The sequence below is a fragment of the Ruegeria sp. BE1 genome, from assembly GCF_056538885.1.
In genome coordinates, this window is the sequence record NZ_JBQFTY010000009.1 from 39,991 (window position 1) to 54,830 (window position 14,840).

General features: G+C 60.0%; 13 protein-coding genes. 8 read left to right on the forward strand and 5 right to left on the reverse strand.

The genetic code is table 11. The features are described 5' to 3' along the window. The first annotated feature begins 168 nt into the window (after positions 1–168). Positions 169–921 (forward strand): bifunctional demethylmenaquinone methyltransferase/2-methoxy-6-polyprenyl-1,4-benzoquinol methylase UbiE, encoded by a 753-nt coding sequence (ubiE, locus tag ACR0J5_RS19745; protein ID WP_480656464.1) that lies wholly within the window; start codon positions 169–171, stop codon positions 919–921. Beyond that, a complete protein-coding gene (gene ubiB, locus ACR0J5_RS19750) occupies positions 922–2,451 on the forward strand; it encodes a 2-polyprenylphenol 6-hydroxylase (RefSeq protein ID WP_480656466.1) in 1,530 nt (509 codons plus the stop codon). Positions 2,452–2,548: 97 nt separating this feature from the next. Here the strand turns inward: ubiB and ACR0J5_RS19755 are convergent, their stop codons facing one another. Next, entirely contained in the window at positions 2,549–3,724 is a 1,176-nt protein-coding gene (locus ACR0J5_RS19755) for an acetyl-CoA C-acyltransferase family protein (protein ID WP_480656467.1), read from the reverse strand. Between the two features lie 115 nt (positions 3,725–3,839). Here ACR0J5_RS19755 and ACR0J5_RS19760 point away from each other — a divergent pair, with 115 nt between their 5' ends. The 6 genes from ACR0J5_RS19760 to ACR0J5_RS19785 all read left to right on the forward strand — a co-directional run bounded on the left by ACR0J5_RS19760 (position 3,840) and on the right by ACR0J5_RS19785 (position 9,220). Beyond that, the gene (locus ACR0J5_RS19760; protein ID WP_480656469.1) at positions 3,840–4,403 is read left to right on the forward strand and encodes a helix-turn-helix domain-containing protein; all 564 of its coding nucleotides are present in this window, start codon (positions 3,840–3,842) and stop codon (positions 4,401–4,403) included. A gap of 111 nt (positions 4,404–4,514) precedes the next feature. Beyond that, positions 4,515–5,699, forward strand: a complete 1,185-nt coding sequence (locus tag ACR0J5_RS19765) for a glycine C-acetyltransferase (RefSeq protein ID WP_480656471.1) — start codon at positions 4,515–4,517, stop codon at positions 5,697–5,699. A gap of 14 nt (positions 5,700–5,713) precedes the next feature. Then, entirely contained in the window at positions 5,714–6,742 is a 1,029-nt protein-coding gene (tdh, locus tag ACR0J5_RS19770) for an L-threonine 3-dehydrogenase (RefSeq protein WP_480656674.1), read from the forward strand. 63 nt (positions 6,743–6,805) lie between these two features. Then, complete coding sequence (locus ACR0J5_RS19775; RefSeq protein ID WP_480656473.1) at positions 6,806–7,684, forward strand: tryptophan 2,3-dioxygenase; 879 nt, start codon at positions 6,806–6,808, stop codon at positions 7,682–7,684. Between the two features lie 3 nt (positions 7,685–7,687). Next, positions 7,688–8,515, forward strand: coding sequence for an alpha/beta hydrolase (locus ACR0J5_RS19780; protein WP_480656475.1), 828 nt, complete (start codon positions 7,688–7,690; stop codon positions 8,513–8,515). A gap of 75 nt (positions 8,516–8,590) precedes the next feature. Beyond that, entirely contained in the window at positions 8,591–9,220 is a 630-nt protein-coding gene (locus ACR0J5_RS19785) for a hypothetical protein (protein WP_480656477.1), read from the forward strand. Positions 9,221–9,429: 209 nt separating this feature from the next. Here ACR0J5_RS19785 and infB read toward each other — a convergent pair whose 3' ends face one another. From infB to rimP, 4 genes are read right to left on the reverse strand one after another with little or no spacing between them, the layout of a single operon-like run. After that, entirely contained in the window at positions 9,430–11,904 is a 2,475-nt protein-coding gene (gene infB, locus ACR0J5_RS19790) for a translation initiation factor IF-2 (protein WP_480656479.1), read from the reverse strand. Between the two features lie 8 nt (positions 11,905–11,912). Continuing rightward, entirely contained in the window at positions 11,913–12,536 is a 624-nt protein-coding gene (locus ACR0J5_RS19795) for an RNA-binding protein (RefSeq protein WP_480656481.1), read from the reverse strand. 23 nt (positions 12,537–12,559) lie between these two features. Continuing rightward, positions 12,560–14,173, reverse strand: coding sequence for a transcription termination factor NusA (gene nusA, locus ACR0J5_RS19800; RefSeq protein ID WP_480656483.1), 1,614 nt, complete (start codon positions 14,171–14,173; stop codon positions 12,560–12,562). After that, positions 14,173–14,763 carry a ribosome maturation factor RimP gene (rimP, locus tag ACR0J5_RS19805; RefSeq protein WP_480656485.1) on the reverse strand — a complete coding sequence of 197 codons (591 nt, stop codon included), beginning with the start codon at positions 14,761–14,763 and terminating at the stop codon, positions 14,173–14,175. The genes nusA and rimP overlap by 1 nt, the downstream gene beginning before the upstream one ends. Positions 14,764–14,840: the final 77 nt, after the last annotated feature.

Consider the following 14,840-nt stretch of genomic DNA (forward strand, 5'->3'; position numbering starts at 1 on the left):
ACGGAAAATCCCCGGTCATCTGAAATACCTGTCTGCCGTCTTACGCGGCGACTAAGGAAAATCTGTGGCGGGCCTGTCAATTCGCCGCCCCCTGCTACCATTTCGCGCGATTGTCTTCCCGGCTGCGCAGCCTATAAGGATGATCAACACAGACAAAGGCGTCCTTTCATGTCCGACACCAATGACAACACCACCCATTTCGGGTTCGAAACCGTGCCCGAGGCGGAAAAAGCGGGCCGTGTTCAAGGCGTGTTCAACTCGGTCGCCTCGAAATACGACGTGATGAACGATGTCATGTCGATGGGCATCCACCGGGTCTGGAAAGACGCGATGATGGATTGGCTGGCCCCGCGCCCCGGTCAGCGCCTGCTGGACGTGGCGGGCGGAACCGGGGACATCTCTTTCCGCTTCCTCAAACGTGCCGGGTACGGCCACGCCACCGTTCTGGACCTGACCGAGCCGATGCTGGTCGAAGGTCGCCAACGCGCCGAGGCTGACCAGATGTCTGACAGCCTGAACTGGGTGGTGGGCGACGCCATGTCCCTGCCGTTCGAAGACAACACCTTTGACGTCTACACCATCTCTTTCGGCATCCGGAACGTGACCCGCCCGCAGGAGGCGCTGAACGAGGCTTACCGTGTGCTGAAACCCGGTGGCCGCCTGATGGTGCTGGAGTTCAGCCAACTGCCCAATGACGGGCTGCAAAAGCTCTATGATCTCTACAGCTTCAACGTCATCCCACGCATGGGCAAGCTGATCGCCAATGATTACGACAGCTACCAGTACCTTGTGGAATCGATCCGCAAATTCCCTGATCAAGAGACCTTCCTGACCATGGTCCGCACTGCCGGATTCGAAAACGCCAAGTATCGCAACCTGAGCATGGGTATCGCCGCGCTGCATTCCGGCTGGAAAATCTAAATGCGCGGTCCTCACAACATCATCCGCCTGATCCGCACAGGCGCGACTCTGGAACGCACGGGCGCCATGAACGTGGTGCTGGACGCGTTCGAGGCCCCGCGTGCCCTGCGGTTCGTGGCTCATGCATTGGGCAAACCGTTTCAATGGCTGGGCTACAAGGGCGACCCCGACATGCCGCCCGCGACCCGCGCGCTGACGGCGCTGGGACCGGCTTACATCAAATTCGGTCAGGTGCTCTCGACCCGCCCGGACGTAGTCGGCGACGAGCTGGCCGCGCAATTGAGGGTGCTGCAGGACAAGCTGCCGCCCTTTCCGCGCGATGAGGCCATGGCCGAGGTTGCCAAGGAACTGGGCCAACCCGTGGATGAGATTTTTTCGGAGTTCAGCGAGCCCATCGCTGCCGCCTCCATCGCCCAGGTCCACAAGGCCAAGCTGACCAGCACAGGCGAAGACGTCGCCGTCAAGGTCCTGCGCCCCGGCATCGAGCGCGCCTTTCGCAAGGATGTAGACGCCTTCTATTTCGCCGCCCGCATCGTGCAGCTCTGCGCCCCCGGTGCGCGCCGCCTGCGCCCGATGGAAGTGATCGAGCATTTCGATGGCGTCGTCCGCGGCGAGCTGGATCTGCGTCTGGAAAGCGCTGCAGCTTCGGAATACGCCGCCAACACCAAGGATGACTCAGGCTTTTGGCTGCCCCCGGTGGTCTGGTCCCTGTCTGCCCGCCGGGTGATGACCCTCAGCTGGGCCGATGGTATCCCGCTGGGCGACAACGACGCGCTGGACGCCGCAGGCCATAACCGCCGCGATCTGGCCGAGCGGGTCCTGCGCCTGTTTCTGCTGCATGCCCTGCGCGATGGCTATTTCCACGCCGACATGCATCAGGGCAACCTCAAGGTCGCCGCCAACGGGGACATCATCGCCTATGACTACGGCATCATGGGCCATATCGATGAATACACCCGCCGGGTCTATGCCGAGATCCTCTTCGGCTTCATTCGCCGCGACTACAAACGCGTGGCCGAGGTGCATTTCGAAGCGGGCTATGTACCCGCAAATCAAGATGTCGACGAATTCGCCCGCGCCCTGCGCGCCGTGGGTGAGCCGATCTTCGGCATGGACGCCACCCATATCTCGATGGGCCGCCTGCTGAATTACCTGTTCGAAGTGACCGAACGTTTCGGCATGGAAACCCGGACCGAGCTGATCCTGCTGCAACGTACAATGGTGGTGGTCGAAGGCGTCGCCCGGTCACTGGACCCGCATATGAACATCTGGGAAGTCGCCCGCCCCGTGGTCGAGGATTATATCAAACAATCCATCGGCCCCCGCGCAGCGCTGCGCGATTTCGGTAAAACCGCGATGGTCCTGGCCCGGTTCGGCCCGCGCCTGCCCGCTTTGGTCGAAAACGCGCTGATCGCCCAAACGCAAAAAGACGAACCACAAGGATCACGCCTCTGGTCCGTTGCCCTGCCCGCCACCATCGGCGCAGCGGCAGGCGCAGCACTGGTCCTGCTGCTCAACGCATTCAGTTAAGCGCAACCCGCCTGCTTCATCTGTCTATAAATATCCTCGGGGGGAATCGCGCCCAAGGCGCGATGGGGGGCAGACAGCCCCCCTGCCCGATCCCGGATCAGAGCCGCTCAATGGCAAGGGCAATGCCCTGTCCGCCGCCAATACACATGGTGATCAACGCTTTGGAGCCACCTGTGCGCTCCAGCTCATACAGCGCCTTCAGGGTGATAATCGCCCCTGTTGCTCCAACCGGGTGACCCAGCGCGATGGCACCACCGTTCGGGTTCACTTTAGACGCGTCCAGCCCAAGCTCTTTGTTCACAGCCAAAGCCTGCGCTGCAAAGGCTTCGTTGCTTTCGATCACGTCAAAATCGCTGATGGACAACCCTGTTTTGGCCATCAGGCTCTGAACCGCAGGGATCGGGCCGATCCCCATCACCTCGGGGCGCACCCCAGCATGAGCATAGCCGATCACACGGGCCTTCGGTTTCAGACCGGCTTTCTCAGCCGCATCAGCCCGCGCCAGAACCATCGCTGCCGCGCCATCATTGATGCCTGAGGCGTTGCCCGCCGTCACACGACCTTCTTTCTTAAAGACCGGTCGCAGACCTGCCAGAACCTCTGCCGTGGTGGCCTTTGGGTGTTCATCAACCATGAAGTCGACCATGTCTCGCTTGACCTTCACCTGAACCGGTGTGATCTGGCTTTGGAAATACCCGGCCTCAATCGCAGCGGCTGCGCGAGTCTGGCTGGTGACAGCAAACTCATCCATCTGCTCACGGGTGATCTGGTGTTCATCCGCCACGTTTTCCGCCGTTACACCCATGTGCCCTGTGCCAAACGGGCAGTTAAGCGCGCCAACCATCATGTCCAGCGACTTGATATCGCCCATCTTGGCGCCCCAACGGGCTTGCTGCATTATGTAGGGCCCACGCGACATGCTTTCCGCACCGCCCGCCAGCGCGAAATCGGCATCACCCAGCATCAGGGACTGCGTTGCCGAAACGATGGCCTGCGCACCCGATCCGCACAGGCGGTTCACGTTCATCGCCGGTGTCTCATCGGGGATACCCGCCTGTTTCGCCGCTGCGCGCGACAGGTACATGTCCCGGGGTTCGGTATTGATGACATGACCAAAAACAACGTGACCGATCTGTGCGCCTTCAACGCCCGACCGCTCCAACGCGGCCTCGGTGGCGACGGTCGCCAGATCAATTGGTGCGGTTGAGGCCAAAGCCCCGCCAAATGTCCCGATGGCCGTGCGCGCACCGTCCAGAATCACTACGTCAGTCATATCTTTCTCCTCCAGAATCCGCGGGCATTATGCACGTGCAGCATAATTTGCAAATCGGACTCTCTGTCACGTGCAGAATTGACATTTCCCCCCGCAATCCCCACTAGATTCCGTCATGACGGAAAACACAGACGATATCCTGACGCGCCTGCCCGCCCGCCTGAAAGAGGCGCGCCGCGCCAAGGGCCTGTCGCTTGAGGCCGTGGCCAATCTCAGCGGCGTGTCCCGATCCATGGTCAGCCAGATCGAGCGGGGCGAAAGCAGCCCCACCATCTCGACCTTGTGGAACCTGACCCGCGCCCTGCAAGTGGATTTCGCGGGCCTGCTGGAAGAGGCCAACGCCACCGACCATATCGAAGTGCTGCGCCGCGCCGAGGTGCCCAGCATCGACAATATGGGCCAGAACTGCCGCATCCGTATCCTGTCCCCACCCGAAGAGGCCGGAGGGCATGAGGTCTATGACATCCAGTTCGACACCGAAGGCGCCCTGACCAGCAAACCCCATGCACGCGGCGCGCGTGAGCAGCTGACAGTGCTTGAAGGCGCCGTCCACGTCACCTCGGGCACCGCCACCCACAGCCTGCACGAGGGCGACACCGCCCGTTACGCCGCAGATGTGGCGCATTCGATTGTGTCAGACGGCCCGGCCCGTGTGTTTCTGATCGTGAAAAACGCCTGATACAGACTCAAATTCCGACTTCACGGATTTTTTTCTCAAATATTGTAATTCCCCCATTTGGGAATTACGTCCGTTATGTTAGATATGCGACTCAGATAACCGGAGGCCGCCATGGCAGATGCATTCTTGTCCCACATCTCGGACACCCTTTCGCAGATCGAATCTGAGGGCCTGTATAAACGCGAACGCATGATCACCTCGCCGCAGGGCGGTGAGATTACGGTGGGCGACAAACAGGTCATCAACCTGTGCGCCAACAATTATCTGGGTCTGGCCGATCACCCCGCGCTGATTGATGCTGCCATTGGCTCGATGGAGCCCAAAGGGTTTGGTATGGCTTCGGTCCGGTTCATCTGCGGCACGCAGGACATTCACCGCGAGCTGGAACAAAAGCTGGCCAAGTTCCTGAACAAGGACGACGCGATCCTGTTTGCCGCCTGTTTCGACGCCAATGGCGGGCTGTTTGAGCCCTTGTTAGGGCCTGAAGACGCCATTATCTCGGACAGTCTGAACCACGCCTCGATCATCGACGGGGTGCGGTTGTGTAAGGCCAAGCGCTATCGCTATCTGAACAACGACATGAACGATCTTGAGGCGTGGCTGAAACAGGCACGCGAAGATGGGGCGCGGCACATCATGATCGCAACCGATGGCGTGTTTTCGATGGATGGTTATCTGGCAAACCTGCCTAAAATTCGCGAGCTGGCCGACAAATATGATGCCATCGTCATGGTTGATGACTGTCACGCCACCGGTTTCATGGGGCCGAACGGGGCCGGAACGCCGGATCATTTCGGCGTCGATGTGGACATTCTGACGGGAACTTTGGGCAAGGCACTTGGGGGGGCAATCGGCGGTTACATCGCCGGGCCGCAGCCAGTGATCGACCTGCTGCGGCAGCGGGCGCGGCCTTATCTGTTCTCAAACTCGCTGCCGCCCTCGATCGTTGCTGCCGGGCTTGAGGCGATCCGTCTGGTGGAAGAGGGCGACATGCTGCGCGCGCAACTGTTCGGCAACGCCAAATACTGGCGCGCGGGGCTGGAAAAGCTGGGGTTCGACCTGCTGCCCGGTGAACACCCGATCATTCCGGTCATGCTGGGCGAGGCGACATTGGCACAGGATATGGCGTCGCGGCTGTTTGACGAAGGCGTCTATGTCTCGGGCTTTTTCTTCCCGGTCGTCCCGCGCGGTCAGGCGCGGATAAGGACGCAGATGAACGCGGCCCTAACACGCGACGAGTTGGACCGCGCCTTGGCGGCCTTTGGGAAAGTTGGCAAAGAACTGGGGGTGATCTGATGCGACCCAACACCATGAAAGCCCTTGAGAAATCAAAACCCCAAGAGGGTCTTTGGATGGTGCAGGCCCCGGTGCCCGAGATCGGCCCGGATGAGGTTCTGGTCCGTGTCAACAAGACCGGCATCTGCGGCACTGACATTCACATATGGAACTGGGATGACTGGGCCTCGGCTACGGTGCCTGTTCCCATGATCACCGGTCACGAATTCGCCGGCGAGATTGTTGAGATGGGGCGCAATGTGACGGGTCTTGAGATCGGCCAGCGCTGTTCAGGCGAGGGTCATCTGATCACCAATGACAGCCGCCAAAGCCGCGCGGGTAAGTTCCACCTCGACCCCGGTACGCGCGGCATCGGCGTGAACGAGCAGGGCGCGTTCGCGCAGTACCTGAAGCTGCCCGCCTTCAACGTGGTTCCCCTGCCCGACGATGTACCCGATGAAATCGGCGCGATCCTCGATCCGCTCGGCAATGCCGTCCACACCGCGCTCAGCTTTGATCTGCTGGGCGAAGATGTTCTGATCACCGGCGCGGGCCCCATTGGTATCATGGCCGCCGCCGTTGCCCGCCATGCAGGCGCGCGGCATGTGGTGATCACCGACATCAACCCTGATCGTCTGAAACTGGCCGAGCACGTTGTGCCAACTGTGCGCACCGTTGATGTGTCGAATGAGGACCTGCAGGACGTCATCACCGAGTTGGGCATGAAGGAAGGGTTCGATGTGGGCCTTGAAATGTCGGGCTCACAAATTGCGCTGGATCAGATGGTCGAGGCACTGGTGATGGGCGGCAAAATCGCTCTGCTGGGAATCCCACCCGGAAAATCCCCCGTTGACTGGTCACGTATCGTGTTCAAGGCCATCACCATCAAGGGCGTTTATGGGCGTGAAATGTTTGAAACCTGGTACAAGATGATCGCCATGCTGCAGAACGGTTTGGACGTCAGCCGGGTGATCACGCATAAAATGAAAGTCGACGACTTTGCCCAAGGGTTTGCCGCGATGAAATCCGGCCAGTCCGGCAAGGTGGTTCTGGACTGGACCTAACGCTCTGGCACCGCGCGGGTTTTGACCCTAAACAGAGGAAAACCCGCGCGTTTGGAGGAGCACATGGGCGATAACGACAGGTATCTGGAACGGGGAATCGAAGAGTCCCTGGTCACCGATTTCACGGAAACCCACCGCAAAAGCTATGGCGACTTTCTGCAGCTCAAGACCCTGCTGAACCTGCAAAATACATTTCAGGACCCCGCCCAACCCGATGAGATGCTGTTCATCATCATCCATCAGGTCAGCGAGCTGTGGCTTAAACTGATGCACCACCAACTGGTCGAGGTGCGCCGGTTCCTGCAACAGGACGGTTTTGGCCCGGCGATGAAGAATCTGGACAGGGTCAAAGCGATCCAACGACAGCTGATCGCTGCGTGGGAGACGCTGTTGACCATGACGCCCGCCGATTACATGACATTCAGGCAGGCGCTGGGCAGCTCATCAGGGTTTCAAAGCTACGGCTACCGCCAGATCGAGTTCATTCTGGGCAACAAGGATGCCGCCACCCTCAAGGTGCACGCGCATGATCCGGAAGTGATAGAGATGTTGACCGCCGCGCTGACGAAACCTTCGCTCTATGACGAGGTGTTGCAGATGATGGCCCGGCAGGGGTTCGATGTGCCTGACGAGCTGCTGAACCGCGACTTCGCCCAGCCCTATTCCGGCGACCCGCGCGTGGTGAAGCTGTGGGTGCAGGTCTTCCGCAACACGGACCGTCATTGGAATCTGTACGCGCTGGCCGAAAAGCTGATGGACGTGGAATCGCTGTTCCAGCGCTGGCGGTTCGATCATGTCACCGCGGTGGAGCGCGTGATCGGCAACCAGCCCGGCACCGGAGGGTCCAGCGGCGTGTCCTTCCTGCGCAAAGCCTTGGATTTGCGGTTCTTTCATGATCTCTACGATGTGCGCACCGAATTGATGTATGCGGATCAGGAGTAGGCTATGCTGTACCGAGGATTCACTCAGGCCGAGTTGGATCAGGAATATTCCCCCCGATCCATGATCGGTGGCGACCTGACCCCCTATGTCGATGCCTATGCCGCGCTCAGCGCCCAACACCGGGCGCAGATGGATTGTCACCAGAACCTCTCTTATGGCGACAGCCCCGAACAGGTCTTGGATTTCTTCCCGGCGAAAGGGGCCGGGGCGCCGCTGCACGTGTTCATCCATGGCGGATATTGGCAGGCGCTCAGCCAGCGTGAGTCGGCCATGATGGCCCCCGCGCTGGTCGAGGCTGAACAGTCCTTTGCCACCCTGAACTACACTCTGGCCCCGGATGCGCGCATCGGGGACATGATCGGGGAATGCCGCGACGCGCTGCTTTGGCTTGCGGCCAATGCAGGCGATCTGGGGTTTGATCCGTCCCGCGTCACCCTGTCTGGCCACAGCGCCGGGGCGCATCTGGCGGCGATGGTCATGGCCACCTCAGCCGACGCGCTGGCCCGCGCCGGGCTGCGCGTGCGCGACGTGATCCTGATCAGCGGGGTTTATGATCTGGAGCCGATCAGCCTGACGCCCGTAAACGACCCGTTGCAACTGACCCCGGTCGAGGTCCACGATCTGTCGCCCATCCTGCACCTCCCCGCCCCCGGCCCGCGCTATCGCGTGACCGTGGCCGAGCGCGACACGCCCGAATTCATCCGCCAAAGCCGGGATTATGCGGAACTGCTGCGCAAGGGCGGGCATTCGGTGAGTTTCGATCTGCAGAAGGGGATGCAGCATTTCGACATCATCATGCATCCGGGGGCGTTTTTGGCGGGGTCGCGGTAGTTAGACAGACGCATTGAGTGACGAACTGACCTAGGACGTACGCCACAAGGACATATAAGTTTTCGATTGTGCTATATGGCTCAGCATGAATCATTTTCCAACCACGAGGCGAGTTTGAGTAATAGCGGCGATAAGCTCTGGCGCAGTATCTTGGCAACGGTTTTGCCTTTTCTAGCTGGCTTGCTCTTCGCGCCATCTGTAGCAGTTTCAGCGACACCTGAGTTGGAAGCGAAGGCGAAGCAATTTCCGATTGTTTCTGGAACTGTTGTTGGAGTCAGATCCGATAGTGCCTTGCTGTTGAACCCGTTTGGCGAAGGCAATCAAACGATCATAGCAGTTCGTCAATGGGGCTACGAAATTGATCCCAAGCTTCTCAGCTTATCTGTTCTTGGTCGCAAGGTTACATGTTCGATATTGTACGATGACGGTGATATACGTAGCGGAAGCTGTTCACTTCAGTTTTTCTCCAGCTTCGAGGCCAGCATGAAATGGCGTGGCGCTGATAGCCTCGACAGCATTTCGATGTACTATGGCGTTCCACTTAGACAATTTCTGAAAACCTTAGGAATAGGCCGATACTGGTGCAGCGATCAGGATTGGCACTTCTTTTCAGAGCTGCCGCAGGAGCCGCCTTTCCGACGTGATCATTATCTAGAGCGCTGCGAGTACTTTATCCAAATTGAAACCGAAGAAGATGATCCGTAAGAATCATCAAAAAAGAGAGATATGCTGAATTTCCGGTAAGCAAATGGTGGTTACATTTCTTTTTTCGGAACAATCCCAACAAGACTTGTCCAATCGACGTTCGCACAAAGTCGTGCAACGCGCGGTCTTCCTTGAAATCAAAAAGCACTAAACAAGACAAAAACGGCGACCCAAAGGGCCGCCGTTTTCTGTTTCATCGCAACACCAGATCAATCCAGCGTACGCGTAACTTCTTCGCGCTCGAAGATTTCGATCACGTCGCCTTGGCGGATATCGTCGTAGTTTTCGAACGCCATACCGCATTCCTGACCCGACTGAACCTCGGCCACTTCGTCTTTGAAGCGCTTCAGCGTCTTCAGCGTGCCTTCGTGGATCACCACGTTGTCGCGCAGCAGGCGGACACCTGCGGAACGCCGCGCCACGCCTTCGGTGACCAGACAGCCGGCAACCTTGCCGACGCCGGTGACCTTGAAGACTTCGCGAATTTCGGCGTAGCCGATGAACTTCTCGCGGATTTCGGCGCTCAACAGGCCGGATGCGGCGGCTTTCACGTCATCCACAAGGTCATAGATCACCGAGTAGTAGCGGATCTCGACGCCCTTCTGGTTCGCCGTGTTCCGCGCCGAGGCATTGGCACGGACGTTGAACCCGAATATCGGTGCGCCCGAGGCTTCGGCCAGACCCACATCGGTCTCGGTGATGGCACCGACGCCCGAGTGCAGCACGCGCACGCGCACCTCGTCGTTGCCGATCTTTTCCATCGCCTGAACGATCGCTTCGGCAGACCCCTGCACATCCGCTTTCATCAGAATGGGCAGTTCGGTGACGTTTTCGTCTTCCTTGGCCTTCTGCATCAGCTGCTCAAGGGTGGTCGCGGCACCAGCGGCGGCGCGTTTGTCCTTGGCAGCTTGCTCACGATAGGCGGCGATCTCACGCGCTTGCGCTTCGGTCTCGGTCACGTTCAGAACGTCGCCCGCTTCGGGCGTTCCATTCAGGCCCAGAACCTCGACCGGAACCGAGGGTCCGGCCTCTTTGACGCGGTCGCCTTTGTCATTGATCAGCGCACGGACCTTACCGTATTGCTCACCCACAACGAAGATATCGCCCTGACGCAGCGTGCCGGTCTGAACCAGAACGGTGGCGACAGGGCCGCGGCCCACATCCAGCTGTGCCTCGATCACGGCACCTTGCGCGGCGCGGTCGGGGTTGGCTTTCAGTTCCAGAATCTCGGCCTGCAGCGCGATGGCTTCCAGCAATTCGTCCAGACCCTGACCGGTGATGGCGGACACTTCGACGTCCTGAACCTCACCCGACATTTTCTCAACGATCACTTCGTGTTGCAGCAGGTCGGTGCGCACCTTGTCCGGGTTTGCATCCGGCTTGTCGACTTTGTTGATCGCCACGATCATCGGCACTTGGGCCGCTTTGGCGTGGTTGATCGCCTCAATGGTCTGCGGCATCACCGCGTCGTCGGCAGCAACCACCAGAACAACGATATCCGTGACCTGAGCACCGCGCGAGCGCATCGATGTAAAGGCCGCGTGGCCCGGTGTATCCAGGAAGGTCAGCGTGGTGCCGCCATCGGTTTTCACCTGATAGGCACCGATATGCTGGGTGATACCACCGGCCTCACCGGCCACAACGCGCGCATCGCGGATCGCGTCCAGCAACGAGGTCTTACCGTGGTCAACGTGACCCATGATGGTGATGACCGGCGGACGCGGTTGCAGATCGTCATCGCTGTCTTCGACCTCTTTGATGACGTCTTCCACATCCGAATCGGAAACGCGGGTGACCTTGTGGCCAAATTCTTCGATAATCAGCTCGGCGGTGTCGGCGTCGATGGTCTGGTTCTGCGTGACCATCATGCCCATGTTCATCAGCGATTTGACAACGTCAGCCACACGCTCGGCCATGCGGTTGGCCAGTTCCGAGACCACAATCGCCTCGGGCAATTGCACGTCGCGGATTACCTTTTCCCGCTCGACCGCGCCACCCATGGCTTTCTGACGCGCACGTTCCTGTTTGCGCTTCATGGCGGCCATCGACCGTTGACGGTTGCCTTCGCCACCTGTGGCCTGACCCAGTGTCAGCTTGCCCGAACGGCGGTTGTCGTCACGGCCCTTGCCACGGCCACGCTGTTCACGCTCACGATCCTGTTTGCGCGGAGCAGCCGCAGGCGCGGGTTTGCTGGCAGGGGCGCGGGCGGCCTTGGGTTCTTCGGGCGCGGGGGTTGCAGCAACGCGCTTGGCGGCTTCTTCTGCCTCTTTGCGCTTGCGCTCTTCGTCTTCTGCCTTCTGGCGTGCACGTTCTTCGGCCTCGCGCTGTTCGCGCTCTTTGGCCTCTTGTTCCGCACGGCGGCGCGCGCGCTCTTCTTCGCGCGCCTTCTCGGCAGCCTCGCGGGCGGCGGCCTCTTCGACCTCACGCGCCTTGGCGGCCTGCAGCGCCTTCATCCGGCGCGCCATTTCCGCATCGGAAATCCCGGCTGGGCGACGCGACGGATCACCCGAGGGCGTTGCACCGCCACCCGGTTTTCCGGCACCCGGCTTGGGGACCACCACGCGTTTGCGTTTGGTTTCCACCACGACATTCTTGGTGCGTCCGTGGCTGAAACTCTGTTTCACATTTCCGGGGCGTGCCCCGCCACGAAGACCCAATGTCTTTTTGCCGTCACTATCGCTCATAAAGCTTCTTACCCTTCCGCGCGGCCCTTGCCGCCGTCATCCGTTTCGCGCAAGCCACGCAGGCGCTGCGCTTCCTCTACAACACGTTTGGCGAGTCCGCCAGAGGCCAGCGCCGCATGAATCACGGTTTGGCGCCCAAATGCCGCTCCTAACTCGTCCGCGGTCAGCCAGCCTATGTATTTTCCGAAGTGCGGCGTGCTGAGTTTCGACTTGCCGCGCCCCGATCCATCGCTGGCCTGAATCAGTACCTGGGCCTCTTCCCGGTCCAGCCACGTCTTGACCTTTTCATATCCGGCAACCGCGTCACCGGATTTGCGCGCCAGGCTGATCAGCTCGATCACCCGCCGCGCGACTTGCTTTTCGACCTCATCGACCAGGTCCGCTTGGGCAGAAACCTGCGCCTTGAACCCGCGCGAGAACAGCTTTTTGCCCACAGCCTTGTCCAGCGCGGCGCGATCCGCCGCCACATAGACCCCGCGCCCCGGCAATTTCGCCGCAACATCGGGAAAGACCTGACCGTCCGGACCCATCACAAAGCGGATCAGCCCGTATTTGGGCTGAACCTCGCCCGTGGCGATGCACTTGCGTTCGGGTCCGTCCGACCGATCCTTATGGACGCCACCGCGACCCATGTCAGCACCCCGAGGCCCTGAGATCAGGCCTCGGCCTCCTCTTCGGTCTCGACTTCTTCGTCTGACGCCTGTTCCAGCTCGGCCGGATCAACCCAGCCCAACATAATACGGGCGGTCATGACCAGATCCTGCGCCTCTTCCAGAGTGACGCCAAAGGGCTCAAGCACACCGTCATCCTTGATGCGCTCGCCGTCGACCGTGGTCCAGCCACCGGCCAGTTCCCAGTCGGCGCAGGTGGCGAAGTCTTCCAAATTCTTCACGTCATCCTTGGCCAGCGCCTCTACCATCTGGGGTGTGAGGCCTTCGAATTCAATAAGGCTGTCCTCGGCACCCAAAGCACGGGCCGCATCCAGCGCCGCTTTGGCTTGTGCTTCCAGGAATTCACGGGCACGGGTTTGCAGTTCCTGCGCCGTGCCTTCGTCCACACCGTCGATAACCAGCAGTTCATCCAGCTCGACATAGGCAACCTCTTCGAGGTTGGTGAAGCCCTCGGACACCAGCAGCTGGGCAAAGAATTCGTCCAGATCCAGGCTTTCCATGAACAGCTGAGTGCGGGCTTCGAACTCTTTCTGACGACGCGCCGATTCTTCGGCTTCGGTCATGATGTCGATGTCCAAATTGGTCAGCTGGCTGGCCAGACGCACGTTCTGACCACGACGACCGATGGCGAGGGAAAGTTGCTCCTCAGGCACCACAACTTCGATCTTGCCGGCTTCTTCGTCCAGAACAACCTTGGAAACCTCGGCGGGCTGCAGAGCGTTCACCAGGAAGGTCGGCTGATCTTCGTTCCACGGGATGATGTCGATCTTTTCGCCCTGCAGCTCGTTCACAACGGCCTGCACGCGGCTGCCGCGCATACCAACGCAGGCACCGACGGGGTCAATCGAGCCGTCATACGAAATCACGGCAATCTTGGCGCGCGAGCCGGGGTCACGGGCCACGGCCTTGACCTCGATGATGCCGTCATAGATTTCCGGCACTTCCATCTTGAACAGCTCGGCCATGAATTCCGGCGCGGTGCGCGACAGGAATATCTGGTGGCCACGAACCTCGCGGCGAACCTCTTTGATATAAGCGCGCACGCGGTCGTTAGGGCGATAGCTTTCGCGGCCGATCTTGTCATTGCGGCGCAGAACGGCCTCGGCACCGCCCAGATCGACGATGACATTACCGAATTCCTCGCGCTTGACGGCACCGTTGATGATGGTGCCTGCGCGATCCTTGAATTCTTCGTACTGACGATCACGTTCCGCTTCACGGACCTTCTGCAGGATCACCTGCTTGGCGGATTGCGCCGCGATCCGGCCCATTTCAACCGGCGGGACTTCCTCGACAAAGACGTCACCAACCTCGGGTGCTTCCATGTACTGCTTCGCCTGCTCGACGGTCATCTCGGCCTGATAGTTCTCAAGCTCTTCATCCTCGACCACGGTGCGGACGCGGGTGAATGTCGCCTTGCCGGTCTTGCGGTCGATCGAGACACGAATGTCCATCTCGGCCCCGTAACGGCTCTTGGCCGCACGGGCGAGCGATTCCTCCATCGCTTCGACAACCAGACCGGGGTCGATCATCTTTTCGCGGGCCACGGCCTCGGCGGTCTGCAGCAGCTCCAGCTGGTTGGCTGAGGTGATTGCCATCAGTTCGTCTCCTCTTCGGACCCTTCGGTCTCAATCTCGTCGAAAGCGTTTTCGTTTAAGGATCCAGCGTCTTTGCGCTGGCGCAGCATTTCCTTGATCAGGTCATCGGTCAGGACCAGCTTGGCGTCGCTCAGCCAGTCGAATTGCAGACCGATGGTGATCGTCTCATCCCCCTCGGGGATGTTGATCAGAACCTCATCCCCTTCGATCCCGGCCAGCTCGCCCTTGAAACGGCGGCGGCCGTCGATCAGCTCTGCGGTCTCGATCTTGGCCTCATACCCTTCGAACATCTCAAAATCCTTGAGACGGGTCAGCGGGCGATCGATGCCGGGGCTGGACACCTCAAGCGTATAAGCGTCAAGGATCGGGTCCTCGACATCCAGCGTGGCGCTGATGGCGTTGGAAATCTCGGCGCAGTCATCCACTTCGATGCCGCCATCGGGCTTGTCGGCCATGATCTGCATCGTGGTGGTCTTGCCGCTCATCAGGCGAATACGGACGAGTTCGTACCCCAGATCTTCGATCACGGGGGTGATGATCTCGGCCAGTCGCCGGTCGATGGCAGCTTTGGCTATCAGGTCGTTTGTCATCAGGTACTTCACCCTTCATCCGGGCACAAAAAAACGGGCGCGCGGCCCGTCGAATTTTCCGGTGGAGCCTTGAACCA

Excerpts from the sequence above, each read along its gene's own strand:
- ACR0J5_RS19755 (WP_480656467.1), bottom strand. The coding sequence starts at position 3,724 with ATGACTGACGTAGTGATTCTGGACGGTGCGCGCACGGCCATCGGGACA.
- nusA (WP_480656483.1), bottom strand. The coding sequence starts at position 14,173 with ATGGCAATCACCTCAGCCAACCAGCTGGAGCTGCTGCAGACCGCCGAG.
- ACR0J5_RS19760 (WP_480656469.1), top strand. The coding sequence starts at position 3,840 with ATGACGGAAAACACAGACGATATCCTGACGCGCCTGCCCGCCCGCCTG.
- infB (WP_480656479.1), bottom strand. The coding sequence starts at position 11,904 with ATGAGCGATAGTGACGGCAAAAAGACATTGGGTCTTCGTGGCGGGGCA.
- ubiE (WP_480656464.1), top strand. The coding sequence starts at position 169 with ATGTCCGACACCAATGACAACACCACCCATTTCGGGTTCGAAACCGTG.
- ACR0J5_RS19775 (WP_480656473.1), top strand. The coding sequence starts at position 6,806 with ATGGGCGATAACGACAGGTATCTGGAACGGGGAATCGAAGAGTCCCTG.
- ubiB (WP_480656466.1), top strand. The coding sequence starts at position 922 with ATGCGCGGTCCTCACAACATCATCCGCCTGATCCGCACAGGCGCGACT.
- ACR0J5_RS19780 (WP_480656475.1), top strand. The coding sequence starts at position 7,688 with ATGCTGTACCGAGGATTCACTCAGGCCGAGTTGGATCAGGAATATTCC.
- tdh (WP_480656674.1), top strand. The coding sequence starts at position 5,714 with ATGAAAGCCCTTGAGAAATCAAAACCCCAAGAGGGTCTTTGGATGGTG.
- ACR0J5_RS19765 (WP_480656471.1), top strand. The coding sequence starts at position 4,515 with ATGGCAGATGCATTCTTGTCCCACATCTCGGACACCCTTTCGCAGATC.
- ACR0J5_RS19785 (WP_480656477.1), top strand. The coding sequence starts at position 8,591 with ATGGCTCAGCATGAATCATTTTCCAACCACGAGGCGAGTTTGAGTAAT.
- ACR0J5_RS19795 (WP_480656481.1), bottom strand. The coding sequence starts at position 12,536 with ATGGGTCGCGGTGGCGTCCATAAGGATCGGTCGGACGGACCCGAACGC.
- rimP (WP_480656485.1), bottom strand. The coding sequence starts at position 14,763 with ATGACAAACGACCTGATAGCCAAAGCTGCCATCGACCGGCGACTGGCC.